At 61.2% G+C, this 25,547-nt stretch carries 23 protein-coding genes, 1 other RNA gene and 2 riboswitches; of the genes, 10 read left to right on the forward strand and 14 right to left on the reverse strand.

Annotation, left to right across the window (positions count from 1 at the left end; translation table 11 throughout):
- Positions 1–121 precede the first annotated feature (121 nt).
- Positions 122–1,624, reverse strand: a complete 1,503-nt coding sequence (gene gltX / locus M1P90_RS03260) for a glutamate--tRNA ligase (RefSeq protein ID WP_483701225.1) — start codon at positions 1,622–1,624, stop codon at positions 122–124.
- 120 nt (positions 1,625–1,744) lie between these two features.
- Here gltX and M1P90_RS03265 point away from each other — a divergent pair, with 120 nt between their 5' ends.
- The gene (locus tag M1P90_RS03265) at positions 1,745–2,695 is read left to right on the forward strand and encodes a UV damage endonuclease UvsE (protein WP_483701226.1); all 951 of its coding nucleotides are present in this window, start codon (positions 1,745–1,747) and stop codon (positions 2,693–2,695) included.
- Complete coding sequence (locus tag M1P90_RS03270) at positions 2,695–3,183, forward strand: hypothetical protein (protein WP_483701227.1); 489 nt, start codon at positions 2,695–2,697, stop codon at positions 3,181–3,183. Before M1P90_RS03265 ends, M1P90_RS03270 begins: the two co-directional genes overlap by 1 nt.
- Before the next feature lie 153 nt (positions 3,184–3,336).
- Here the strand turns inward: M1P90_RS03270 and M1P90_RS03275 are convergent, their stop codons facing one another.
- Entirely contained in the window at positions 3,337–3,702 is a 366-nt protein-coding gene (locus M1P90_RS03275; RefSeq protein ID WP_483701228.1) for a response regulator, read from the reverse strand.
- Positions 3,703–3,910: 208 nt separating this feature from the next.
- Between M1P90_RS03275 and M1P90_RS03280 the strand changes: the two genes are divergently transcribed.
- From M1P90_RS03280 to M1P90_RS03315, 8 genes are all read left to right on the forward strand, one after another.
- Complete coding sequence (locus tag M1P90_RS03280) at positions 3,911–4,573, forward strand: thiamine diphosphokinase (protein WP_483701229.1); 663 nt, start codon at positions 3,911–3,913, stop codon at positions 4,571–4,573.
- Positions 4,574–4,639: 66 nt separating this feature from the next.
- The gene (locus M1P90_RS03285) at positions 4,640–5,116 is read left to right on the forward strand and encodes a hypothetical protein (RefSeq protein WP_483701230.1); all 477 of its coding nucleotides are present in this window, start codon (positions 4,640–4,642) and stop codon (positions 5,114–5,116) included.
- On the forward strand, positions 5,113–5,871 hold the full coding sequence (locus M1P90_RS03290) for a class I SAM-dependent methyltransferase (protein WP_483701231.1): 759 nt from the start codon (positions 5,113–5,115) through the stop codon (positions 5,869–5,871). Before M1P90_RS03285 ends, M1P90_RS03290 begins: the two co-directional genes overlap by 4 nt.
- 5 nt (positions 5,872–5,876) lie before the next feature.
- Positions 5,877–6,395 (forward strand): Rieske (2Fe-2S) protein, encoded by a 519-nt coding sequence (locus M1P90_RS03295; RefSeq protein WP_483701232.1) that lies wholly within the window; start codon positions 5,877–5,879, stop codon positions 6,393–6,395.
- A gap of 68 nt (positions 6,396–6,463) precedes the next feature.
- Positions 6,464–6,829: a transfer-messenger RNA gene (gene ssrA, locus M1P90_RS03300) on the forward strand.
- A 72-nt stretch (positions 6,830–6,901) separates the two neighbouring features.
- A complete protein-coding gene (locus M1P90_RS03305) occupies positions 6,902–7,144 on the forward strand; it encodes a hypothetical protein (protein WP_483701233.1) in 243 nt (80 codons plus the stop codon).
- A 698-nt stretch (positions 7,145–7,842) separates the two neighbouring features.
- Positions 7,843–8,496 (forward strand): PQLLE family protein, encoded by a 654-nt coding sequence (locus tag M1P90_RS03310; protein ID WP_483701234.1) that lies wholly within the window; start codon positions 7,843–7,845, stop codon positions 8,494–8,496.
- Between the two features lie 536 nt (positions 8,497–9,032).
- A complete protein-coding gene (locus M1P90_RS03315) occupies positions 9,033–10,673 on the forward strand; it encodes a lamin tail domain-containing protein (RefSeq protein WP_483701235.1) in 1,641 nt (546 codons plus the stop codon).
- A 385-nt stretch (positions 10,674–11,058) separates the two neighbouring features.
- Here M1P90_RS03315 and M1P90_RS03320 read toward each other — a convergent pair whose 3' ends face one another.
- The 12 genes from M1P90_RS03320 to M1P90_RS03375 all read right to left on the reverse strand — a co-directional run bounded on the left by M1P90_RS03320 (position 11,059) and on the right by M1P90_RS03375 (position 25,258).
- Positions 11,059–12,126, reverse strand: a complete 1,068-nt coding sequence (locus M1P90_RS03320) for a hypothetical protein (protein WP_483701236.1) — start codon at positions 12,124–12,126, stop codon at positions 11,059–11,061.
- Positions 12,127–12,403: 277 nt separating this feature from the next.
- Positions 12,404–14,503 (reverse strand): cyclophane-forming radical SAM/SPASM peptide maturase YhhB, encoded by a 2,100-nt coding sequence (yhhB, locus tag M1P90_RS03325; protein WP_483701237.1) that lies wholly within the window; start codon positions 14,501–14,503, stop codon positions 12,404–12,406.
- Between the two features lie 287 nt (positions 14,504–14,790).
- Positions 14,791–14,976 carry a YhhA family cyclophane-containing RiPP gene (yhhA, locus tag M1P90_RS03330; protein WP_483701238.1) on the reverse strand — a complete coding sequence of 62 codons (186 nt, stop codon included), beginning with the start codon at positions 14,974–14,976 and terminating at the stop codon, positions 14,791–14,793.
- 342 nt (positions 14,977–15,318) lie between these two features.
- Positions 15,319–15,735 carry a nitroreductase family deazaflavin-dependent oxidoreductase gene (locus M1P90_RS03335; protein ID WP_483701239.1) on the reverse strand — a complete coding sequence of 139 codons (417 nt, stop codon included), beginning with the start codon at positions 15,733–15,735 and terminating at the stop codon, positions 15,319–15,321.
- A 269-nt stretch (positions 15,736–16,004) separates the two neighbouring features.
- Positions 16,005–17,525, reverse strand: a complete 1,521-nt coding sequence (gcvPB, locus tag M1P90_RS03340) for an aminomethyl-transferring glycine dehydrogenase subunit GcvPB (RefSeq protein ID WP_483701240.1) — start codon at positions 17,523–17,525, stop codon at positions 16,005–16,007.
- A 3-nt stretch (positions 17,526–17,528) separates the two neighbouring features.
- A complete protein-coding gene (locus tag M1P90_RS03345) occupies positions 17,529–18,479 on the reverse strand; it encodes a phosphotransferase family protein (RefSeq protein ID WP_483701241.1) in 951 nt (316 codons plus the stop codon).
- 236 nt (positions 18,480–18,715) lie between these two features.
- Positions 18,716–20,053, reverse strand: coding sequence for an aminomethyl-transferring glycine dehydrogenase subunit GcvPA (gene gcvPA / locus M1P90_RS03350; RefSeq protein WP_483701242.1), 1,338 nt, complete (start codon positions 20,051–20,053; stop codon positions 18,716–18,718).
- Between the two features lie 183 nt (positions 20,054–20,236).
- Positions 20,237–20,626: a glycine cleavage system protein GcvH gene (gcvH, locus tag M1P90_RS03355; RefSeq protein WP_483701243.1), complete on the reverse strand. Its 390-nt coding sequence runs from the start codon at positions 20,624–20,626 to the stop codon at positions 20,237–20,239.
- Positions 20,627–20,674: 48 nt separating this feature from the next.
- A complete protein-coding gene (gcvT, locus tag M1P90_RS03360; protein ID WP_483701244.1) occupies positions 20,675–21,793 on the reverse strand; it encodes a glycine cleavage system aminomethyltransferase GcvT in 1,119 nt (372 codons plus the stop codon).
- A 309-nt stretch (positions 21,794–22,102) separates the two neighbouring features.
- A complete protein-coding gene (locus M1P90_RS03365) occupies positions 22,103–22,894 on the reverse strand; it encodes a lipoate--protein ligase family protein (protein ID WP_483701245.1) in 792 nt (263 codons plus the stop codon).
- Between the two features lie 47 nt (positions 22,895–22,941).
- Positions 22,942–23,084, reverse strand: a riboswitch (glycine riboswitch).
- 3 nt (positions 23,085–23,087) lie between these two features.
- Positions 23,088–23,191, reverse strand: a riboswitch (glycine riboswitch).
- 221 nt (positions 23,192–23,412) lie between these two features.
- Positions 23,413–24,240: an aldo/keto reductase gene (locus M1P90_RS03370; RefSeq protein WP_483701246.1), complete on the reverse strand. Its 828-nt coding sequence runs from the start codon at positions 24,238–24,240 to the stop codon at positions 23,413–23,415.
- 376 nt (positions 24,241–24,616) lie between these two features.
- The gene (locus M1P90_RS03375) at positions 24,617–25,258 is read right to left on the reverse strand and encodes a carboxypeptidase-like regulatory domain-containing protein (RefSeq protein ID WP_483701247.1); all 642 of its coding nucleotides are present in this window, start codon (positions 25,256–25,258) and stop codon (positions 24,617–24,619) included.
- Positions 25,259–25,547: the final 289 nt, after the last annotated feature.

Genomic DNA, 25,547 nt, shown 5'->3' on the forward strand with positions numbered 1-25,547 from the left:
TGCAAATCGCTATAATGTGCAGTATCAAGAAAGCGATGCGGAAACTCTTCTCTGATTTCCGCATCGTAATCACGAAACCATATTCCCCATCGCCTAAACCCTGCGCTGAAAGCGCACCAGGCTAGCCTTGCATGGCCGCCTCGGCAGCGGCAATCCGCGCCAGCGCGCGCTCCTTCCCCAGCGCCGCCAGGGTGGCGAACAAGGGCGGCGCAACGCTGCGGCCAGTGACGGCCACGCGCAGCGTGCCAAACAGCTGGCCAACTTTCAGACCCAACGTTTCGGCCAGGGCGCGCAAGGTTTCTTCAAGCTGGCCCTCGCTCCACGGGTCGAGCGCGGCCAGCTCGCGGTGGGCGGCGGCCAGCGCAGCCAGCGTGCCCGGCGCGTCCATCTTCTTCTGCACAAGCTGGGCCGTCTGCGGCGCTTCGATATCGCGGAAAAAGAACTCCAGCAGCTCGGGTGCCTCGCCCAGCTCTTCCAGCCGCTCGTGAACCAGCGGCACCAGGCGTTCGACATAGGCGCGCTCATCGGCGCTGGGCGGGTCGGCGATCAGGCCGGCCGCGCTCAGGAATGGCGCAATCCGCTCGGCTACCTCGCCAGCGCTGAGCTTGCGGATGTACAGGCCATTCATGTCTTTGAGCTTGTCGGGGTTCCAGCGCGCTGGTGAAGCCTGCACCCGCTCGATTGTAAAGCGCTCGACAATCTCGTCGCGCGACATAATCTCAGTATGGTCGTCGAAGCTCCAGCCTTGCAGCGCCAGGTAGTTGAACATGGCCTTGGGCAGGTAGCCGCGCTCCCAGAAGCGGTTGGTCGCCACATCGTCCTTGCGCTTGGAAAGCTTGCCGCGCCCATCCTGGCGCAGAATGTTTGGCACATGCGCAAAGGTCGGCATATCCCAGCCCAGCGCCTGGTAGATCATCACGTGGTAGGGTGCGCTTGGCACCCACTCTTCGCCGCGAATCACATGCGTAATGCCCATCAGGTGATCATCGACCAGATGCGCCAGATGATAGGTTGGCATCTTGGTCGTTTTCAGCAGCACCAGATCGTACAGGTCGGCATTATTGACGGTGATGCCGTCGCCACCGCGCACAAGGTCGGTGAAGCTGGTGGTGCCATCGAGCGGCACCTTCAGGCGGATCGTGAAGGGCAGGCCCTGCGCCTCGGCGGCGGCGCTCTGCTCGGCTGGCCAGTCGCGCTCTGGCCCGCGAAAGCGAAAGCGCTCGGGGCGCTCGCCGCGTGCGGCCCAGTCGGCGCGCATCTGCTCTTCCTGCTCGGGCGTCACAAAACACTTATAGGCGTGCCCGCTTGCTACCAGGTCGTCGGCATAGCGCTGGTAGATACCCAGGTCCTTGCGCTCAGACTGGACATACGGCGCGTGCGGGCCACCAATATCGGGCCCTTCGTCCCAATCGATACCAACCCAGCGCAGCGAGGCCATCATGTCGTCGGCCGCGCCTGGCACAAAGCGCTTCTCATCGGTATCCTCGACGCGCAGCAGAAACTGCCCGCCATAGTGGCGCGCAAACAGCCAGTTGAACAGGGCGGTGCGCACACCACCAATGTGGAGAAAGCCGGTTGGGCTCGGGGCAAATCGCACCCGCACCGGCGGAACAATCGTCGCCATACAAACTCCTTTGTCGATTCTCCCGCTATTATACGCTGAAGACGACCCTGCGCAACACGCCTTGCGCGGCGGCACCGAGCGTGGTATACTCGGGATGGTATCCGAAAACGTGTAAAAAAGATGATCACACTTGGCGTGGCTGTAAAAATTCTGGGGAATGGCGGGCTGCGGGCACGCGACGGCCGTCGTGCCGAGCACGCGCCGCACCTGAGCGTCAGCCTGCTGCTGGTGCGCGAAGTGCTGCTCTACCTGGCTGCGCAGCATATTCGGCTGTATCGCCTGGCCGACGATCTGGCGCCCTACGCGGATGGCGCGCGCGGGCCAGCTATGGAACAGCAGATCGATGCGTGTGCCGATCTGCTGGCCGAAACCGGCGCGCTGGCGCAGGCGCACAGCATCCGCCTGACAATGCACCTGCCGCTTTGGCTCGCGCTCGCCAGCCCCGACGAAGCGCTGGCTGCGCGCAGCGCCGCCGCGATTGTGGCGCGGGCGCGCTTGCTGGCAGCGTTGGGCTGCGGGCCATCCAGCATCATGGTGATGCACATCGGCGGCGCGCACGCCGAGCGGGCGGCCACGCTCGGGCGCTGGGCGGCGCGCTTTGCCGCGTTGCCGGCCCTGGCGCGCGGGCGCATCGCCATCGAGCCCGACGACGACGCGTGGAGCTTGCCCGACCTGCTCTGGCTGCACGAGGCGACGGGCGTGCCAATCGTCTTCGACGCGCTGCACCACCAGCTCAACAATCCGGCGCGCATCCCGCTCGGCGCGGGGCTGGCGCTGGCGCTGGCTACCTGGCCGGCAGGCGTGCGGCCCAAAGCGCATTTTAGCTCGCAGCGCACCGAGGCACATGTGCTGCCGGCGCGGCGTGGCGCACCTCAGCAGGTGCTGGCGCCGCAGCTCGGGCAGCACGCCGATTTCATCAACCCAATTGAGTTTGCCGAGTTTGTACGCGCTGCGCACGGTCTGCCCGGCTTCGACTTGATGCTGGAAGCAAAAGGCGCAGATCTGGCGCTCGTGCGGCTGCGCGCCGATCTAGAGCGTATTGCGCCCGAGATGGCGGGGCTTGTGCAGTGATGGAAGATGCTATTGAGCACGACGAACGCTCGCCCGGTGCCCGCGTTCTGCTGGTGGTGGTGATGCGTTTGCGCGACTGGCAGGCTGTTCGCGAGGAAGGCTGGTATCGCATTCCGCTGGCGCGCGCCCCACGCGCCCTGCACGCCGAATACCTGGCGTTTTACCCAACCGCCGCCTGCGGGGCCGATCGCTGGGCGGTGCGCGTCTACGCAGCGGTGCGGGCCGTCACGATCGCCACGCGCGCGGCGCTGCTGCCCGACGAAGCCGCACATCCACGCGCCGCCGAGCGCTACTATCGCTTTGCGCTTGGCCCGCTGCAGGATTTGCCCACGCCGCTGCCCAGCCGGCGCTTGCGGCGCGTAAGCTTTATTCCAACCACGTTTGGGCAGTTATTTGCGGCGCGCGATGTTGCCGAGCTGTGGCGTACACCAGGCGACCAAGCGGCGGGGTGGGATGCTCTCTGGGGCGCGGGCGTGAACCGCCGCTGAGTGAGACACTTGGCCGGATGTGGGCCAGTTTTTCACGCAGATAGCGCGTTGTTCTGCGCAAGAACGGATGCTGCTGGCAGAATGAAATACGCACTACACTCTGCATTTTGCAGTGTGTAGTGCGTACTGTTATGCATTTAACACACCAGGCTATCAGTGCCCGAGGTGGCGTTGCATCTTGCCGATCAGCTGCGCAAAATTGATTGGCTTGGTTTCGAAGTCGTCGCAGCCAGCCTCAAACGAACGCTGGCGCTCCTCGTTCAGGGCATAGGCGGTAAGTGCGATGATTGGGATGGATTGCGAGGCCGGGGCGGCTTTGATCGCCTGGGTGGCTTGCCAGCCATTCAAAACCGGCAGCCCAATGTCCATCAGGATCAGGTCGGGGTTGACTTCCTGGGCCAATGCTACGGCCTGCTCGCCATTGCCGGCAATGCTGATCTGGTAGCCTTCCCAGGCCAGGCGCCGCGAGATCATCTCGCGGTTCATGGGGTCGTCTTCAACGAGTAAAATGTGCGGCATGATGTTCTCCTGGTGCCGTGTGGCACAACAACGCGACATGGCGTTTGCCGAACTCTCAATTTTTGTGCTTGTATTGGAACAGGCTATTACATACCGCTCGGCCACAGCAAAAGTTACTGCCTGACAGCGGTTTATATGTTTACATGCCAGGCGGCGCGGCAAAGCTGCTGCGATGTATAATGGGCGGGCAAGCTGCGCAAAGGATCGTATGGATATTGTGATTGTAGCAAACGCGCCCGACCTCGACGCCGCGCCATTTCGCGAGCGCATTGCCGCGGCGGGCCGGCGCGTGGCGGCCGATGGGGGGGCGCTGCCGCTGATGCAGCTTGGCCTGCCGCCACATGTGATGATTGGCGACATGGACTCGCTCGACGCCGTGGCGCTCGATGCGCTGGCGGCTGGCGGCGCCGAGCTGCGCCGCTTCCGGCGCGACAAGGACGAAACCGACCTGGAGCTGGCGCTGCTGTATGCCGCCGCCGAGGGCGCGCAGACGATCGATATTATTGGCGCGCTGGGCGGGCGCTGGGATCATACGCTGGCGAATGTGGCGCTGCTGGCGCTGCCCGAGCTGCGTGGCCGGCAGGTGCGCATGCTGGCGCCCGGGCAGACGCTCATGCTGGTGCCGGGCGCGCTCGACATCCTCGGCAAGGTCGGTGACACGGTGTCGCTCGTTCCGCTGGCCGGGCCGGCGCATGGCGTCACCACGCGCGGGCTGCAATACCCGCTGCGCGACGCGACCCTGAGCTTCGAGCGGGCGCGTGGCGTAAGCAATGTGCTGCTGGAGCCGCCCGGCCGCGTGGAAGTGCGCGACGGCCTGCTGCTGCTGGTGCACCACGACGACGGTGGCGCGCATCAGTGGCGTGGCGGCTAGGGCGCGTTCCAATGCCCAATTGCCAGAGCGCCTGTGGTACAATACGCGCGTGCGAAGGAGCAAACCATGCCAGAACAAAAAAAGAAAAAATCCACAGCCAGCTCGATAATCAGCGGCATCATCTTTCTGATGTTTGTTGCGGGCGGGCCAATTATTCGCCTGCTGCGCAACCTGTTTGGCGGCACCGTTGCGCTGCCGAATATCAGCAACCTGCTGCCGCTGGTCGTTGGTGTGCTGGTGGCGCTGGGCGTGCTGGTGGCGATTGGCCGCGCAATTGGGCGCGCAACGCAGGGGCGCAGCGAAACGCGCCTGCCGACCAACATGCAGCCGCCTTCCAGCGGGGTTGCGCCGCAGCTGCCCGCCGCCCGCACGATGACGATGCGCCCGCCCAGCGCGGCAAGCAGCCTGCCCCGCGCCGCCGAGCGCTTGGTGCCGCTGCCATCTGCCCCGCGCTTCGACCCGATCTTCCCGCCTGCGCTCCTGCTGGTGGGGATCGTTGGCCTGCTCATGCTGGCTGGCGTGGCACTGGTGATACTCGGATGAGCCAGTTCGACGCGTTTGCGCGCTACTACGACGCCGACTATGGCGCGATTGCCGACGATGTGCCATTTTACCGCGAGCTGGCCCGCCGCAGCGGTGGGCGCGTGCTTGAGGTGATGTGCGGCAGCGGGCGTCTGCTGCTGCCACTGGCGCAGGCGGGGCTGCGGGTGGCCGGCATCGATATCTCGGGGGCGATGCTGGCGCGGGCGCGCGCCCGGCTGCAAAGCGCCGGCCTGCTCGACCGCGTTGATTTGATGGAAGGCGATATTTGCGCGGCCGCGCCGCAGGGGCCGTTTGGCCTGGCACTTGTGGCGATTAACTCGTTTATGCACCTGGGCAGCACGGCCGAGCAGCTCGCCGCGCTCGGGCATATTCGCGAGGCATTGCGTCCCGGCGGCCTGCTGGCGCTCGATCTGTTCAACCCCGACCTGCGGTCGCTGGCGAATGAGAATGGCGCGCTGGCGATCGACAAAACCTTTACGCTGCCTGACGGCACGCGCGTGCAGAAGTTTGTGGCCCAGCAGCCCAACCTCGCCGCGCAGACCAACCATGTCACCTTTATTTACGACGAGCTGGATGCCGACGGTCGGGTGACGCGCAGCGTGCTGCCCTTCCCAATGCGCTGGCTGTATCGCTTCGAGCTGGAGCACCTGCTGGCGCGCGCTGGCTTTGCGCTTGAGGCTGTGTATGGCTCGTATGAGCTCGATGAATACGATAGCACCAGCGATTTGCTGCTGGCTGTCGCTAGGAAGCACTAAGTTCCATGTTCCAAGATCGCGCGGTTGAGCAGGCACGCGAGGCACGGCAGCAGCGGCGCGCCTTGCTGATTTTCTCGCTGGCGGTGGTGATCCTGCTGGGTTTCTGCGGCACGGCTGGGTTTCGCATGCTGACGCTGCCCGCCAAGCTCTACCCGGTTGGCCAGGCGGCCGATTTCGCCGACGGCAAGCCGCATCAGGTCAGCATTCCCAAGCTCGAGATCAGCAGCCTGATTGCGCGGCGCGATTCGTCGCTGAGCGAAGACACGGTGTTCGTGCGGCGCGAGAGCGACGGCTCGTGGGTGGCACTGCTTGGCATCGACACGCTGTCGGGCTGCTTTTTGTTCTGGGATGCCGAGGCTGGCCTGTTCCACGACGTGAATTGCCTGGGCGCGCGCTACACGCCCGATGGTCGCTACCTCGATGGCCTGAAAAGCGGCGAGCCACCGCAAGACATGGCGCGGCTGGTGGTGGAAGTGGATGGCGACCAGGTGTTTGTGCGCGATGAGCGATTGCGCGAACGCTAAGATACACCGATTCTTATCATTCACTACTATTCAAGCGCCGCGCATCGTGGTATAATTGCGCGTGTTATGGGGATGACTGGCTTCGACAGGGAAGGATGTCGTTGGTTGCAAGCCGAGCCGCCCAGTCTCGTTAAAGGGGCACCGGCATTAACTGCCAAAAACAACACAAGTGCACGGAGCTTCGGTTCCCTCGCGCTGGCTGCCTAATTAGGTAGTCCGTTCGCCCACTCTCACCCCGATGGAGTGGGGCCGAACGTCAACAGTCGGGGCGCTCCCGGGTAAGTACCTGCGCGCTCGGGCTAAGCAAAGCAGGATGGCCCAAAAGTCGCTTTGTCGGTTGTGTGGCTTCGGGCGACATTAAACAATGGACTACGCTTGTAGACGCCGGCGTCTAACTTTTCTGGACGGGGGTTCGACTCCCCCCATCTCCACCAAACACGCGCCCCCGGCAGGTTTTCTGCCCGGGGCGCGCTTTTTACCCGCGTTTCTGCGCAAAGGAGGCGATCATGACGGCGACCGAATGGGCATGGGCGGCACTGAATGAAGACGAGCTGCGCGCCATTGCGCAGGCCGAGGCCAGCCTGGGTGCCGATTATCTGCTGGCCTACCAGCCGCTGGCCGCCGACGGCACGCCCGCCGAGCTGCCAGCTTTGCCGGCGGCGCAGCTCGACGCGAGCCAGCTGGAGTGCCTGCACGGCCTGGAACAGCAGCTCCACGCTGTGGTGGTGGCCTACGCTGCCGCGACGTAAACGCCTGGAATATGCCGAAGACTCGGGGGCGGCTTGCCGCTCCCGTTTTTTTGCGCCTGCGCGGCGTGCGTTTGCGCCTGCGCGGCGTGCGTTTGCGCCTGCGCGGCGTGCGTTTGTGCCTGCGCGGCGTGCGTTTGTGCCTGCGCGGCGTGCGTTTGTGCCTGCGCGGCGTGCGTTTGCGCCTGCGCGGCGTGCGTTTGCGCCTGCGCGGCGTGCGGCAGGGGCCGCCGCCGGCCCCTGCACCCCGGCGTTGGGGCTTGCGCCCCAAACCCCAAATTTTAGGCCGGTATCTGGGCTCGCGTAATGGGCACATGCCTCCGTTATGCTGTTTGCTGGCAGCGAATAGCCATACATTGATGTAACTACAATCTATTCATTTTGTTTAGAGGGAAAGTCCGCAGTTATTGCGAATTCATACAGGTGTACCAGGCATGCGTGCAGTTGCACTGCACAGGCATGCAGATATACCAGGCATGCGTGCAGTTGCACTGCACGAGCGTGCAGCCGTACCAGGCGTGCGTGCAGTTGCACTGCACAGGCATGCAGTTGCACTGCATAGACATGCAGACGTACTGCTAATATGCGCGCCTGAACGAAAGTGCCATGCAACTGCACCAAAACTGTACGCGCCTGTACCCGGCATTTCGCTATGATGCAGGGGCGGCGTGGCGCGGGGCTGCGCCGATACAGGAGTGTGTATGGGCCGGGAAACAATCAGCGAGCAGCTTGAGCGCGCGCGTATGCTGTTTGCGGTGCTGGAAGGCCGCCCTGATCTGCGCGAGCGGCTGGCGCGGCTGAGCTACGCGCCGGAAGAATTGGCGGCCGGGCGGGCGCTCTACCTTGCGGCGGCGCAGGCCCGCACTGTACACCACGCCAGCCGCGCCACGCAGCTGCAAGCGAGCGGCGCGCTGCGCGGGTTGCGCCAGCAGGTTGATTCGCAGTATCGCGATCTGGCTGCGATGGGGCGGGTGGTGTTTCGCGATGATACAGCGGCGCTGGTGGGGCTGGGGCTGCGCCGGGCCGAGCGCCGTTCGGCGCGGGCGGTATTTTTTGCGCGAGTGGGCCAGCTCTACGAGGGCGTGGCCGACAAGCCCGAATGGCTGGCGGCGCTCTCGGCGGTGGGCTACGACGCCGAGCGATTAGCCGCCGAGCGCGGGCAGTTTGCCGCGCTGAAAGAAGCGCGCACCGTGTACGAATCTGCGCGGGGCGATGCGCGTAATGCCGCCGACGCGCAGCAGGCGGCGCTGCGGGCGCTGGGCAACTGGCTGCGCCGGCTGTTTGCGATTGCGGCGATTGCATTGCGCGACGCGCCCGACGATCTGCGGGCGCTGGGTGTGCAGCCCCGGCGCTAAGCACGATCTCAAGAAAGTATTGCGAAACGAACCGCCAGGGTAGCAGGGCTTTATAGCAGTTTGCTGTCGGCGGTCTGCAGGCGGCAGTGGTGTTTCTGCGCTGCAATGCGTTTCTTGCCAGCACCTGAATGGCCAGTTGTTCTGCAAACGGGCTGCCTTGGGTTGCAATGCAATCGACCGCCTTTTGCCCTTCCTCCCAGGCTCCCAGCCCGGGAAATAGCACCCGCCTCTCCAACTACGCTCCCCGCTGTGCGCACGCGAACCGAAGATAACGATATTGTTAGAAATGCCATCTGGCTGCCAAAAAAGCCTTGTCTTCGGCTATACTACTGCTAGATCCAACATGAATTAGAAAGCTGGCTACGGCCTTCCTCTCATCACGATTGTGAGTACGCGCGCTGCTGCGAAGCAAGGGCTTGCCCTGCGCAGCAGATTTGTGGTGTGGTGTATTTTCGCTGGAGGGCGGTTCGCGCATCGGGTTTTGCTACCGGCTGCGTTCCGCATGCATTTGTCTTCGTGCAACAAGGGGGATGGGTATGCGATCACCTGTTTCGCGTCGGTGGTTTCATGTGATGGTGGCGGTGGGTGTTGCGCTGGCGCTGCTGCGGGTGCCTTCGCCTACATTGGCGCTTTCGAGCGATGTTGTGATTAGTGAAGTCTATGGTGGTGGTGGCAACTCCGGGGCAACGATTAAAAGCGACTTTATCGAACTCGTCAATCTCACGGGAAATCCGATCGACGTCTCAGAGTGGAGCGTGCAGTATGCTTCGGCGGCTGGCGCGGTCTTTCAGATGACGAATCTGAGCGGTAGTATTCCGGCACATGGTTTCTACCTTATTCAGCAAGCTTCGGGGGCTGGCGGCACTGTCAACCTGCCCACCGCAGATGCCACTGGCTCGGTTCCCATGTCGGCCACCTCGGGCGTGGTTGCTCTGGTCACTGCGCAGATTCCGCTGGTTGGATGCGGAATCTCCTGCTCGACTGCGCCGAATGTGAAGGACTTGGTCGGCTATGGTGCAACGGCGAATGTCGAGACCCAGGCCGCGCCGGGGCTGAGCAACACGACATCTGCTTCCCGTACGGCCCCATACACCGATACTGACAACAATTCCGTCGATTTCTCGGACGGCGCTCCATCGCCAATTAATAGTGCTGGCGCGATGGCGTGGGCTGACCCGACGGCTGTACCGACGCATACGCCCACGAACACGCCGACGGATACTCCAACGAATACGCCCACAGATACGCCGACTAACACGCCAACAAACACACCGACGGATACGCCGACAAATACACCAACCAACACACCCACGAATACACCAACCGACACGCCCACGAACACGCCGACGAATACGCCGACGGATACTCCTACAAATACCCCCACGAACACGCCAACCAACACACCAACGAATACCCCCACAAACACGCCAACCAATACACCCATACAGCCGCCAACGCTGGCGATTGCGCCAGGCGGCGCGTGCGTGACGGATTTCAGCGGCCAGGTGTTTGTGACGGTGAGCGACCCCGACGGCCCGGCGAGTAGTTTGACGCTGCGTGCCAGCTCCTCGAACACGAGTCTTATCCCCGTCAGCGCGATCACGTTTGGCGGGAGCGGCGGCGCGCGGACAATGCTTGTAACGCCAGCGACAGGGAAGAGTGGCAGCGCCACGCTCACGATTGCGGTCAGCGATGGCGCGGCAAGCACGAGCCTGACGCTGAAAATGGTGGTGGGCACGAGCAAGAGCGATAGCCTGACCGGCAGCAGCGGCCCTGATATCCTGCTTGGCGGCGACGATAACGATACGCTCCAGGGTGGCGGCGGCAATGACCTGATCTGCGGCGGGAAGGGCAACGACAAGCTATATGGCAGCGACGGGCACGACATGCTCGATGGCGGCGCTGGCAACGATACTATCTACGGGCAGGATGACAACGACACGCTGTTTGGTGGCGCTGGCAACGATGCGCTTTACGGCGGCGATGGCGATGATGTTCTGCGCGCCGGCGATGGCAACGACAAGCTCGACGGCGGTGCGAACGACGACCAGCTCTTTGGGGAGAACAACAACGATACGCTGACGGGCGGCAGCGGCACCGATCGCTTCGATGGCGGCAGTGGCACCGATACGGCCAGCGACCGTAAATCGAACGAGGGGCAGGTGAATATTCCGTAGTGTGCTTTCAGCGCAGGGGTTGGGGATGGAGCGACAATCCAGCTTACGTGGTGGGGGTTCGGGGGCGGCAAGCCGCCCCTGAATTTTCTTTCTCTAGTGCTGCGCCCCGGCTTTGCCGGGGCGCAGCACTAGAGAACCAACGTAATAAACGGATTTGGTATCACTAATACCCATCGGTACAGCCATCGAATGACCTGATCTCTGGGCATAGTAGCCGTGGGGTTGATGACTATGCTGAGGCTTTGACTATGGTGCTACTCGTTAGACCTAAGCAAGTTTAATGTCGTTCAGAGTCCCGGTGAAGAGATTGAAGTAGTGAGCCGAGCGAGAAAAGTTGCGTCGACTGCTTTGTGGGTCTTTGTACATTACGACGTTCTGAGAATCATCACTTTACAGCACGCACAATCCTGGCTATACCATCATAGACTTGTGGTACAGCATAAGACCAATACTCTGTGGGGAAGAAGCCCGGCGAGATGGCAATAGTAACTACCGCGATTTGAGCCACCCAGCGTACTTCTGCGAGCTGGCTGAGGAACCCCTCAATGCGGGCTTTCATTTCCTCGCACTCCTTGGTCGTGGCAATTTGATAACGTAGATCAGAGTCACCACAGTAGCGATTGCAAAACGCATCGAGATCGACATCCAGCCAGATGCGCTCGTGAATATCTATTGAAAGATCATCTGGCAAGCGCCGCGCCTGCCGAAATTCCCATAAACCAGGTGCCATTTGTTCTTGTATATGCATTCTCGTCTGGGTAAAACTCCTCCCTGCAAACGCAGTCTGGTATGGTCTTGGGGCTAGCCACATTGTTCGCTCTTCAACGCTAGAGCCAATGTGAATTAGGCAGCCAGGTGGCATAGCGAGCAGATATGCTGTGAGAAAATTACTCTTGGTAATCACGCCGCGATCGATTGCCCGCTCCAGTGCATCGGGATCAGAAAGATCCACGGCTTGTTGGAATACCTCATCATGGAACTGTCTTTGGTTGATTTCCCACGAAAGCAATAGTGGCATAAGATCACTATGGTCATCGATATGGACGATAGTAGTACCTCTCTCAACATAGTTGGAGTTGAGAGATGCACATGCCGCAAGAAGTGCACGCGAATGAACCATCGACAAACTGAATATGGTGTCATTGATTTGCTCGTTTCGCACAAATCGCGGCATGGTCTGGAGATCTGTTCCATAAGCTTGTGCGCCCTCCAGCACTAATGGATCGATGTAGTACGCTGGGTCGGGTGACCAGCCAAGGCTAAATATCCAGACATCATCACGATCGACAACCAGCTTAGGGCAATGATCGGGAAAGTGCTCAAACAGCACATCCATCGCAGCATTAAGATCTACGGCAGATGTATACGGAAACTCAATTATAGAAGTGTCAATCATAGTAGTATAGATAGGTTGATCGAGACCTGTGGAGCGGCGCTGTGCTGCTAAATCCAAGAGATACTGACTCGACTTACACGTTCTGCCCCATAGTAGATGTATCAATAAGGAACGAGCTGCCCTTCCTTTCGTGACATGCCTTTACCCACGAACAGCGTCACCTTGGTACCTATTACTCAAGGCTCAGAGGAAGGCACAAATGAAATCTTGACTAGCCGACAGCTTTGCCTCTGTGCCGTTGAATGGCGTTTACTGTTACGCTTCGTTGCCCTGCTACACTTTCAACACGTACTGCTTGATCATGATTCCAACACCATATACCCTTGTAGAGTGATCATGTTTCCAGTCTTTCCTTAAGAATGCCAGGAGGGCGACTTGGCGGAATATCCTCCCCCAATTGGTGCGCAAGCTCATTTAATAGGCGTTCCCCGCGCTCTGTCAGCAGCGCGAAGTCACGGAGACTTGCAATACCATAGGATGCCTGTGTACGGCAACGAGCGGCGTTCTGTTGTGCTTTTGCGAGATCCAGCCCCACCGGCTGTGCATCTGCGAGCACACTCCAGAAGCGCGCGAGACCAGCGAAAACGAAAGTGCCATGAAAGAAACCACCGGCAGGACGAAGCCCTTCGCGCCACGGCGCCGGAAATTGCGGGAAGACATGGTCGAAGAGAAAGACGCCATCACGCTCCATATGATACAGCTGCTGGTGGTAGAATTCATGCAAGATTGAGTCAGCAAGATCATCGAACGCTAGAGGTGCACCACCAGAATAAGCAGCGAGATATAATATATTGGGCGCAGTGTCGTCACTAAAAGAGAAGATCCCCTTCTCGTCAGGATCAGTCGTTTCCACAAACAGCACGTCCGAAATGAGTGCTGCGATGGCGGCAGGCAGGGCGGGGTCAACCAGCGCCAGGTAGCGTTCAATCGTATCCAGCGCGTTGATTCCGTGTATTACCTCAGCCGAAGCAGATGGCAAGAGCCGAATCGTATCCTTGAAAGGGCGCACTAACCACAGCTCAGGCAATTGAACGCGGATGGCTTCTAGCCAGATGTGCTTCGCTGCCAGCACCGGGAGAAGCTCAGTATCAGAGCCAGATGGGGCACTAGCACGAAGAAGGACGGCTGCTGCAGGCGTATCGTTACGATGCCATCCTTGTTCAGCAGCAATAATGTCTGCTTGCCGTTCTGTCTCAGATCGCCAATGTTTGCATGCCTTGATAAGCGCCTCTCCTTGAAAAATGACGGCTGTGGAATCAACCAGCGAAAACTCATGATGCTCGTCTCGTAATTCTTGTTGTAGCAGGCTCGTCGCAACGTGGAGGATACCGAACATCTCGTGGCAGTAGACTGTTGGTGCGTTCAAGCCACGCGTCGGATGATATCGGTGCATTACACAACCACCACCGCAGGCTGCTATAACAGGACATGAGCGGCACTCCGGCGCAATCCCTGCCATTGACAGCCGATAGCTGTGCTCGTGGATGTGTGGGTGACGGGCAATCTCTTCGAATGAAGTAGTGGTCACCATTCGATTAAGCAGCGCGCCACCTGGTCGGGTAATCTTGAAGACATCGTGGTCTGTGTAGGATCCATCTGTCTCGATGACAATCAGGCCGACCGCACCAAATCCCATGATGTCTGTTGAGCTAGGTACGCCCAGACGCGAGGCCAGAAGCGCGTCAAACCAGCGTATAGGTAGATCGGGGTAAGTGTGGAACCAGCAAGTGAAAGCCTCTTCTAGCCATCTTCGATACAATTCAGGATCTGCGTTTCGACCAATTGGTTGATCAGTATGTGTCGCATCAGGTAAAAGCAGGTCAAGGCCAGGCAAATTCAGGGATGCAAAAAATGCGAGCAACTCGGAGGGAGGGATTTGCGGATCAATCACAGCAATGACACCGCGAAGCAGACCGTCTTCCCGCAATTGGAGCCGCCTGAGTGCTGACATGGTCGCGTGAAAAGTTGACTCGCCAGCATGGGTTGGGCGGTGCCGGTCATGAATATGACGAGGGCCATCAAGGCTGAGTGACACCGAGATCTGAGCTTGCGCGAGTACATCGAGTTCGGAATCAGAGAGCAATACACCATTAGTCTGGAGTGAGAAATACAATGTGCAGGAAGTGCGCACCTCGCGTCGTATACATTCAGCGGCTGTAGCGAGACGTTTAGCGGTATAAAGTAGTGGCTCTCCGCCGTGAAACACTATAGAAAACTCAGTGAGGTTGTATTCATCTACATAGTCATCTAATCGCTCGGCAAAGGTTTGGATGATGCGATCGTCCATAAATACCGGCTGATGACGCCAAGATTGATCAGGGTGTTTATAGACGTAGCAATAATCACAATCTAAGTTACAGCGCGAAGCTACTTTGAGCAGTGCGCCAGAGAAGCGAGCATTTAGTCTCTGTGCCATCAGTGAACTCTGTGTCACTCTCAGTTCCTCTCCGGGTGTGTTCGATATATGGGGCTTATAACGGTTTGCAGAACAATTGACCACTCATTACCGCGGAGAAACGCGTTGGAATGCGGAAAATGCAACTGCGCTCTGCATCCTGCCGACTGCAAACAGCTATAGAAGCTATTGCAACACAAAGCAGGTGTGGTGAGCAGCTTCGTAACTACTCCCCACACCTGTCAGTTGTTATTTACAATGCACTATCTCACGCAAATGGCAAGAAAAATGCATAGGTAGTAAGTAAATACAGCTGTACTGCGCCATCATTTTCGATTATGCCTATGGTGCATACGACTGTAGCTGACAATGGTCTCGTCTTCCTCGCGTTGCTCAACCGTCTTGCCGAGGCGCTTGAGTGCAGGATTATGAGCGGATTCCAACTCACGCGCCGAGACTTTCCGCTGAGTTTTTGACGATTTCTTGCTCGCATAATCATCGCGCTCAGTCATCACTAGATATCCTCCATATTGGTGATGGCATTCGTGAGGCTACTACAGCAATTTTTCATTGTACTAACAAAACATGAGTCAAGCGACGAGCAAGTTATACCATGCAAAATCAGACGTTGTCAACGATTTGCTCATAAAGACCCGATTTTCCTCCAGACCCAAACATTCTTGATATCAGTTTCGCGTTACTGTTTTTGCAGAAGGTGCGACCTACGGTTGCAATCGCGGGGCACCGTGACAAATATGCAAACGCTAATATTAAGAACGCTACTCCGCTAGCTATGCCACGAAACGATTGTCAAATAACAGTTTGCAGATGCGCATCGGACGGCTCTGCGGGCACTAGGACGCCCGCTCCAGCACGATCATTGGGAGCTCGCGGGCAGTGCGCTGGCGGAAGCCGGCGAACATGGGCGCGGTCGCAATCATCATGTCGAGCAGGCGTTCGCGCTCGGCACCCTCGGCCACGCGCGCCTGCGCCGCGAAGCGCTTGCCACCCACTTCGACCTCAACCAGCGGGTTTGCCAGCAGGTTGTGAAACCAGCCGGGGTGCATGTCGCGCCCGCCGTTGCCCGCGCTGATGATGTAGTTCGTGCCATCTGCAACATAGGCCAGAGGCGTGGTGCGCGGCTCGCCGCTCTTTGCGCCGGTGGTGGTGAGCAGCAGCAGCGGGATGCTGGCGAACTGCCCGCCCACCGCGCCCGCGTTTGCGCGAAACTCGTCGATGATGCCCTGGTTGAGGCGCTGTCGCTCGTTCATGGGTGCTTTCTATCTTTTTGCCTGCGGCAGCAAGGTATTTTAGAGTATTATTGCTAGGGCTTACGCAGTTGGCCTGCCGAGCCTTCGGCAGAGTGGTATTCGATTTTTTCTTTGTGTGCGATTTTTCCGCGCGTAGCGCGGAAAAATCGCACACAAAATTACGTTACTGCCGTGGGCAAAAGATACGGCATTGGTATGCCAAATAACGCAACTGCGCTAGTAGCGTAGCCTTCCCAACTCCCATCCCCCAACCCCCATCCCCCACGCAGCTACGTCGTTGGTGTGGGTAGCTCGCGGGCGCGGGCGCTGCTTTCGCTGCGCAGCTTTTCGAACTTGGCCGCGTCGTAGCGCAGCACGGGCTGGCGGGCGGCGCGCACTTCGTCGAGCCGGCGCACGGGCGCGGTGGTGGGCGCGTTGTGCAGGATCTCGATGTCTTCACGCGCCTCGTCGGCGATTTTCAGCATGGCATCCACAAAGGCGTCGAGGTTGCGCTTGCTCTCGGTTTCGGTTGGCTCGATCATCAGCGCCTCGGGCACGATCAGCGGGAAGTACACTGTCGGCGGGTGGAACCCATAGTCGATCAGACGCTTGGCGATGTCGAGCGTGCGCGCGCCCGGTGCTTCAGCGATCTGGCCTTTCAGCACGCATTCGTGCATGCAGATGCGATTGTAGGCGGCCGGGTAGGTGCCTTGCAGCTTGACGCGCAGGTAGTTTGCGTTGAGCACCGCCGTTTCGCTCACCTCGCGCAGGCCAGCCGCGCCCAGCGTGCGAATGTAGGTCCATGCGCGCACGAGCATGCCGAAATTGCCCCAGAACGACTTCACGCGGCCAACCGAATGCTCGGGCTCGAAGAAGCGGTAGGCCGGCTTGCCATCGGCTTCGGTCTTTTCCACGCGCGGGCCGGGCAGGAACTGCGCCAGCTCAGCCGTGCAGCCCACCGCGCCCGAGCCGGGGCCACCGCCGCCGTGCGGAGTGGTGAATGTCTTGTGCAGGTTGTAGTGCATGAAGTCGAAACCAACCGCGCCGGGCTTGACGATGCCAAGAATGGCGTTGAAGTTCGCGCCGTCGCCATACATCAGGCCGCCCGCGCCATGCACGATCTCGGCCACATCGCGGATGTTCTGCTCGAAAATACCAACCGTGTTCGGGTTGGTGAGCATCAGGCCGGCGGTGCGCGGCGAGATTTTGGCGCGCAGGTCATCCAGATCGACATTGCCATAAGCGTCGCCCTTCACCTCGACCACCTTCATGCCGACCATTGCGGCGGTGGCGGGGTTGGTGCCGTGCGCCGAGTCTGGAACCAGAATCTCGTTGCGCTCGGTGTCGCCACGGCCGAGGTGGTAGGCGCGAAACACCAGCACCCCCGTGAACTCGCCCTGCGCGCCGGCCGCAGGCTGGAGCGACACGGCCGCAAAGCCGGAAATTTCGCCCAGCATTTCCTGCAGTTCGTACATCAGGCGCAGCGCGCCCTGCGAGAGCGCGTCGCCTTGAAGCGGGTGCGCGCCGGCAAAGCCGGGCAGACGGGCAACTTCTTCGTGGATTTTGGGGTTGTATTTCATGGTGCACGAGCCGAGCGGATACATGCCGGTGTCGATACAGTAGTTGCGCTGCGAGATGCGCGTGAAATGGCGCATGACCTCGGTTTCGCTCAGCTCGGGCATGGCCGCCAGGTCGTCGCCGCGCAGAAGGCTGGCGGGCAGCTCGGCGGCGGGCACGTCGAGCGCGGGCAGGTTGGTGCCTTGCTTGCCCGGCGCGGAAAGCTCGAATATTGGTGGTTCGTAGGTATTCATTGTTTATCCCTCTAGAATACGCATCAGGCCGCGCAGCACGCCGCGCCGCCGCCCGCACTCATCCAGGTCGCCAGCGGCGTGCGCCGCCAGCATGCGCTCAAGCATCAGCAGTGCCCGGTAGGGCGTGAGTACATGCTCGCGCACTTGCTCGTAGGGGCGGGCATTTTCGTCGTCGTAGCCGTTGCCGTAGCCCACGCGCAGGCTGAAAAAGCGCTGATCGTCGATTGTGTCCAGCCAGGTGACATGCTCCCACGCCGGGCTCCAGCCCAGCGCCGCGCCCCAGCCTAAGACGCTGCCCAGGCGCCATGCGCCGCGCCCGCTGGCCGAGTCGGAGTCGCCGCGCCGCACGAGAATGCTGGCGGGGTGCAGGCTGCCGTGCAGCAGCGCGGGCTGCTTGCCAACCGGCCGAAAATTGTCTTCAAACCAGCCCACAAGTTCGCCGCCGCTGCGCCGGTCGAGCAGGCCAAGCGCGGCGCAGCGCTCGGTGTTACGGCGCAGCCGCGCCAGCGCGTAGTCGCGCTCGGTGGCCGCAGTATCGCCGCCCACCAGCGGGCCATAGGCGTCGCAGGCGAGGCGATGGGTGCGCGCGGCCACGGTGCCAAGCCGCCGCCCGATGGTATACAGCGCGTTGTTGTCGAGCTGCGGCAGAACCTGGTCGAGCGGTTCGCCGGGTGTGCCCCCAAGCAGCAGGTAGGGCACGCCGACGGTTGCGCCATCCGGGTCGCTGGCGCGCAGCTCGGGGATGGGCAGGTCGACTTCGCCGCGCAGCCGGCGCAGCGCCTCGGCGGCGGTGGCGGCTTCTTCCTGCGCAGCGTAGACCTGCACCTGCAGGCGCGTGCCGTCGCTCAGCGCCAGCGCGTAGCGCTCGCCGGGCAGGGCGCGCGTGTCGCGCAGCCGCGCGTCGGGCAGGGCGCGGGCGAGGATGGCAGCGAGTTGTTCGGTGGTTAGATCCATATATGCATGTGGGGCGAAGCATTCGCCCGGAAAGACTTTTCTCAACAACGTAACGGTCCTGGGCGAATGCTTCGCCCTTACCTGCGTGATCGGCACCCGCACGTCGATCTCGACGATGCTTCGCCCTTACCTGCGTGATCGGCACCCGCACGTCGATCTCGACGATGCTTCGCCCTTACCTGCGTGATCGGCACCCGCACGTCGATCTCGACGATGCTCCGCCCTACGCATGCGATCTACGCCAGTGATGATAGCGCCTCTACCAGCGCGTCGATCTCTTTGCGGCTGTTCATCTCGGTCACGCACAGCAGCATGGCGTTCGCCAGCGACGGGTAGTCCTGCCCGAGATCGTAGCCGCCGACGATGCCGCGCTCGCGCAGGGCCGCGTTGATCTCGGCGACCGGGCGCGGGCAGTGTAGCACGAACTCCTTGAAGAAATCCCCGCGCTCGTCGACGCGGAAGCCGGGCAGCTTGCCCAGCTCGGTGGCGGCGTAGTGCGCACGGTGGAAGCACAGCTCGGCGACTTTGCGCAGCCCCTGGCGACCCAGCAGGCTCAGGTGCACGGCGGCGGCGAGCGCCATCAGGCCCTGGTTGGTGCAGATGTTCGAGGTGGCATTTTCGCGGCGGATGTGCTGCTCGCGTGCCTGCAATGTCAGCACATAGGCCAGCTGCCCATCGACATCGAGCGTCGCGCCGGCCAGGCGGCCGGGCAGCTTGCGCACCAGCTTTTCGCTGCACGCGAACATGCCCAGGTATGGCCCGCCATAATTCAAACCAATGCCCAGTGGCTGGCCTTCGGCGGTGGCAATATCTGCGCCGGCCTCGGCGGGCGACTGGAACAAGCCCAGTGCAATTGGGTCGAAATGCGCGACCAGCAGCGCGCCAGCGGCGTGAGCCTGCTCGGCCAGCGGCTTGAGGTCGTGCAGCGTGCCGAAGAAATCGGGGCTTTGCACCAGCACGGCTGCGGTGGTGGTGTCGGCCTGGGCCAGCACCTCGGCCACGGTCGCGTCGGGGTTTTCGTCGCCGCGCACGCGAATGCCGGTGCCTTGCAGGTAGGTGCGCAGCACCGCGCGATACTGCGGGTTGACGCTCGGGGCGACCAGCACGGTGCGACGGTTGCGCGTGGAGTTCACCGCCATGATTGCCGCCTCGGCCAGCGCGGTTGCGCCGTCGTAGTGCGAGGCGTTGGCCACGTCCATGCCAGTGATCGCGCAGATCAGGCTCTGGTACTCGAAGATCGCCTGGAGCGTGCCCTGGCTGATCTCGGGCTGGTAGGGCGTGTAGGCGGTATAAAACTCGGCGCGGCGCAGGATCTGGTCGACGGCGCTTGGCACGAAGTGGTTGTACGCGCCCGCGCCCAGGAAGATGCTGTGGCTGGCGGCGTTGGCGTTCTGGTTCGACATTGCGCCCAGCTCGCGGCGCAGCTCGATCTCCGACAGCGCGCGTGGCAGCTTCAGCTCGGGGAAGCGCAGCGCCTCGGGCACGTCGGCGAACAGGTCGGCCACCTGCTCGACGCCGATGGCGGCCAGCATCTCGGCGCGCTCGGCCTCGGTGATGGAAATATAGTGCGACACCTTGACTCCATTTACGATTTACGATTTACGATTTGCGATTGGCGAACCCAGAGCCATTGCCAATCCAGCATTCTTGATGAGAACTGAGAATCGGCGTGTCTTAAACACCCGCGTCAGTTTACGCGGCAGAGCAGTTGGCAAGCTCAGAGTAATCGTCAATCGTCAATCCAAAATCGCAAATCCCTAGTGCTTGATCCCATCCACAAACTTTTCGTAGGCTTCGGCGCTCATCAGCGCGCCCACGCCCTCGGCGACCTTGATCTTGATCAGCCACGCGCCGTCGTAGGGGTCGCTGTTCAGCAGCTCGGGCGCATCGACGACCGACTGGTTGGTGGCGGTGATTTCGCCGGCCACGGGCATGTAGACTTCGGAGGCGGCTTTCACCGACTCGATCGCGCCAAAGGTGTCGCCGGCCTCGAACGACGCGCCCACGTCGGGCAGCTCGACATACACCACATCGCCAAGCGCGTCCTGCGCGTAGTCGGTGATGCCAATCGTCGCCTCGTCGCCCTCGATCCGAATCCATTCGTGCGTCTTCGCGTATTGCAGGTCGGCCGGGGTTTTAAATGCCATGATCGTGCTCCTTTGTTCAGCTCGCATTGCGAAATCAGAAGAGTGTGGTTATTTCTTGTAGCGCGGCTTGTAGAAAGGCGTTTTCACCACGCGCGCGCGCACTGGCCGGTCGCGCACGACGATAGTGATCTCGCTGCCTTCGGTAGCGAGCGCGACGGGCACGAGACCAAGCCCCAGGTTTTTGCCAAGTGAGGGCGCGGGCATGCCGGTGCTCACTTCACCAATACGTGCGCCGCTCGTGTCGCGGATCTCGTAGCCGCCACGCGCAATGCCCCGGTCGATCAGCTCGAAGCCGGCCAGCTTGCGTGCCGCGCCGTTCGCTTTGATCTGCACCAGCGCGTCGCGGCCAAGGAAGTCGCCGCCCTTGTCGAGCTTCACCGCCCAGCCGAGCTTGGCCTCGTAGGGGTTGATGTCGTCGGCGATCTCGTGGCCGTAGAGCGGCAGGCAGGCCTCGAAGCGCAGGCTGTCGCGCGCGCCCAGCCCGGCGGGCTTGAGCCCGGCAGTGCGCCCCAGCTCCAGCAAGCCATCCCACAAGCGCACGGCGTTGTCGTCGTCGACAAACAGCTCGAAGCCGTCTTCGCCGGTGTAGCCGGTGCGCGCCACAATGCCGGGAATGTCGCCTAGCAGCATGCCAGTCGCAACGCCGTGGAATGGCAGCGCGGCCAGTTCGGCGCTGGCGGCCTGGGCAAGAATGGCCTCGGCGGCCGGGCCTTGCAACGCCAGCATCGATGCGTGGTCGGAAATGTTGGTCAGCACGACATCGAAGCCGTGGATATTGTCGAGCATCCAGGCGAAGTCTTTGTCGGTGTTCGAGGCGTTGACGACTACCAGGTAGCCGTCGGGCAGGTTGTAGACGAAAATGTCGTCGACGATGCCGCCATCGGGGCGGCAGAGCAGCGAGTAGTTCGCCATGCCCTCGCCAATCGAGGCGATGTCTTGCGTGCAGACATGTTGGAGGAAGGCAAGTGCGTCGGGGCCTTTGACCTCGAACTCGCCCATGTGGCTGATATCGAACAGGCCGGCGGCGTTGCGCACGGCGTTGTGCTCATCCACAATGCCGGTGTACTGCACGGGCATTTCCCACCCGCCGAACTCAACCATGCGCGCCCCCAGGGCCACGTGCCGGTCGAACAGCGGTGTTCGTCTGAGTGTCGCCGAAGCGGTCATGGCGCGTTTCCTTTCGCTATGCGCGTGGCACGAGTGTGTTGCAGGAAGTGCAACGGATTATACCAGAAGGCGAAGAACCACAGAACTACAGAACTACAGAACCGAGAACCACAGAACCACAGAACCGCAGAACCGAGAACTACGGAACCGAGAACCGCAGGCAGTAGGCACTCGCCAGTTGGCAGTAGGCACCCAGCCAAGAACCGCAGAACAGTAAAACCAAGAACCGCTGAACAGTAAAACCAAGAACCGCTGAACTACGGAAATAGCAACCTGCAACTTGGCAACCTGAAACCTGCAACTGCGAATCTATCGGCCAAACGTCCAGCCCTCATCCATATATTTTGTGCGCCGCAGATCCTCTGCCGTAGCTTCCTCATCGGCGGAGAGCGCGCCCGGCGCGAACGCGACATCCCAGGCGGCGCCGAAGCCAGCCATCAGCGTGGCGGCCACTTCGTCGAAGCCGATGGCGCGGCCGGCCGCCTCGTCCAGCGCGATCATGCTGGCGGCGAGATTGGCGGGCGGGCGCAGCAGCAGCGCGCTCAGTCGCTCGTCGTGGCCCGCCAGCGGGATTGCGCCGTGCTGAATGAGCATGCCATTGCGGCGAGTTTGTGCGCTGCCCACTAGCTTGCGTCCGCCAACAGTCAGTTCGTAGCTGGCTGGCGCGTCGAAGCATGCCGCCGACGCGGGCGCGTTTTGTGCGCTGTGGCGGGCGCGCTGCGCGGGCGTGAGCGCCGCGTCAACACCCAGCCGCCGCAGACCGTCGAGCAAGGCCAGGCTAATCTGGCGGTAGCTGGCGAGAATAGAGCTGCCGCCCAGCAAAGGATGCTGCTCGCTCGCAATCACCGCGTAGGTCAGCTCGGCATCGTGCAGCAGCGCCCGCCCGCCCGAAGGACGCCGCACAATTGCCACGCCGGCCTGCTCGCACGCGGCGCGGTCGATCTCACCGCTGCGCTGAAAGCGCCCAAGCGACAGGCAGGCCGGCTGCCAGGCGTACAATCGTAGCGTCGGCGGCGCGCCGGCCCAGGCCAATGCTTCGTCGCGGGCCATATTGCATGCGCCATCGCAGGGCGCGTCGATGATCAGCCGCCAGCGTTCCATAATCCTCAGGAATCAAAAAGCGAACAGCGCCAGGCCGGGTGCCTGACCTCTGTCCGCAAACCTGAGAGATGCCCCGGGCGAGTGCTCAGTTTTGAGTTCGTCGCTGCGACAACGCAAAACTCACCATTCAGCACTCAAAATGTATGCCGGGTTACTCCGTCGGTGCCGCGCAGCGCGCAGCTCTCCAGAGTGCCGTCGGGGCGCAGTTCGGGGGCCTGAGAGATTCGCGCAGGCATTGGCCATGCCCGGCTTGCTCCTTCGGCGACCGCTCGCGCGGTGCTCTCCCGCGCCCGTCGTTCGGCTATCTAATTGCCGCGTAGTATAGCACACATGGTGTGGAGTGTGTGCGCGCGTTCAGATTGCAACGCAGGGCCATGTCGGTGTTTGAATTGGGAACGACATCAATCCACAGATTACACAGATTGCGCAGATTATGGCCTTCATATCTGTGTAATCTGCGTAATCTGTGGATTGATTTTGGGACTTTGGCGTAGCCCAACACCTGCGCTGAAGACGTGCTAATGCCCGCCAACGTCTGAATCGACGCCAGCGCCGGGCCCCTGGTCGAGCGCGGAGATTGCCTCGACCTCGTTGCTTGCCAGCGCGAAGTCGAAGACGTCGATGTTTTCGGCGATGCGCTGCGGGTTCGCCGATTTCGGGATGGCAACGTTGCCCAGCTCGACGTGCCAGCGCAGTACGATCTGGCCGGGCGTCTTGCCATACTTCGCCGCCAGATCGGTGATCACGGGTTCGGCCAGCAGCGCGCTGTTTGGCCCAAGCGGCCCCCACGCCACGGTGATGATATTGTGCGCGGCGTCGTAGGCGCGCTGCTCGGCGCGGGTGACGTAGGGATTGAGCTGGATCTGATTGACGGCGGGCGGAATGCGCGCCGCCGCCAGCAGGCGGTCGAGATGCGCGGGCTTGAAGTTCGAGACGCCAATCGAGCGCGCCTTGCCCGCGTCGACCAGCTTCTCGAAGCTGTGCCAGGTGGAAATGTATTCGTCGCGCTTAGGCAGCGGCCAGTGGATGAGCAGCAGGTCGACATAGTCGAAGCCCATGCGTTGCAGCGATTCGTCCAGCCCGGCCAGCGCGCGATCATTGCCCTGGAATTCGCCATCGAGCTTGGTGGTGACGAAGATCTCCTCGCGTGGAATGCCGCTGTCGCGCACGCCCGTGCCAACGCCGCGCTCGTTGCCGTAGCGCATCGCGCTGTCGATATGACGGTAGCCAGCGGCCGTCGCCGCCGTGATCGCGGGAACAATTGTTGTGTCGTTGAGTGGCCATGTGCCGAGGCCGATCTGCGGGATGCGGTGGCCATCGTTGAGAAGCAGGGTTGGTGCGCCCATTGCTATGCCCTTTCGCTGGTAGGATCTGTGCGCGCCTAGTATACCCTGCTTCTCGCCAAGAACGTGCTGGTGCGCGTGAACGCGCAGGGGTTGGGGGTTAGGGATTGGAGATTGTGATGCGCAACGAGACTCTTCCTTGCACCGAGCAGTTTGCAGTTGGCAGGGGGCAGACGGCAGCTGCATCTTCCATACGCCAATGCGTTTCTTGCCAAAGCAAGAGTATTCTGGAAAGAAAGTTCTTTTCTACAACGGGCAAGCTTGCAGGAAGCTTATCTGAGTATCAGGTTGAAGCAAGACTGGTCTGAGCTTCCTGGAAGCTGAGTACGAGGGAATTTATTTTCCAGAATAGTGAGTGGTCAAGTGTTCTGCAAAACCACTATAAAACCTCTTTGGAATTGCATGAGCGCGCTCGGGTGCGGCGTGCTGTGCGCACAAGCCACAGCCCGGCGAAGAAGGCGCCAGCCGCTGCGGCCAGCAAGGAAGCCGCCCAATCGGGCGCGCCGCCGGTTTGTGGCAAGTGCGTAGGCGGCTGGGCTGCCGTAGCAGGCTGTTCGCCCGGGCTTTGCGGCGTGGCGATTGGCTGGCTGCGGAAGAAAAGGTGTTGTACAACCGTCGCGCCAGACGCCAGCTCGATGTCAATTGGATCTTGCGAGGGCGTGCCTTGCCCGCCCGCCAGCGCCACGCGGTAGCGGCCCGCTGCTAATGGCTGGCGATCATAGTTGCCGTTTGCGTCGCTTTGCACGGTGGTGTCGCCCACCTCTACGCGAATATTTGGCGCGGGCGCGCCCGTGCTTTCGTCGATCACGGTGCCGGTGATGCGCCCGGCAGGAATGGGCGTTGCATCGCTATTACCCTGCGCCGCGTTGCTGGTGGGGCGCGGCGTGGCGGTTGGTGGAATGGTTGGCCGGGCTGGCTGCGCGGCGGCGTTTCGAGCTGGCGATGCGTGAAAGAGCACAAGCGCTGTGCAAAGCACTACGCTGGCTCCAAAAAGTGTTTTCAATCGCACATGGCGAACCATAGATCCTCCTTTTATCAGTTTGCAGTCGGCAGGATGCAGGAAGCAGTTGTGTTTCTGCTCTACAATGCGTTTCTCGCCAAACCGCTATAGTATTCTGGAAAGTAAGTTCTTATCGGTAAGCTCCCAGGAAGCTATTCTGGCAATCAGATCAAAATACAACTAGCTTGAGCTTCCTGGAAGCTGAGTGCTGCGAAGCGCAGATTCAGTTGAGCCACAGAGCGCATGGATAGCACTGAGTATGGTTTCCTGCCCGGTGATCTCTGTGTCCTCTGCGGCTCAATCGTTGTGC

It is taken from the genome of Kouleothrix sp. 19917 (assembly GCF_057073505.1).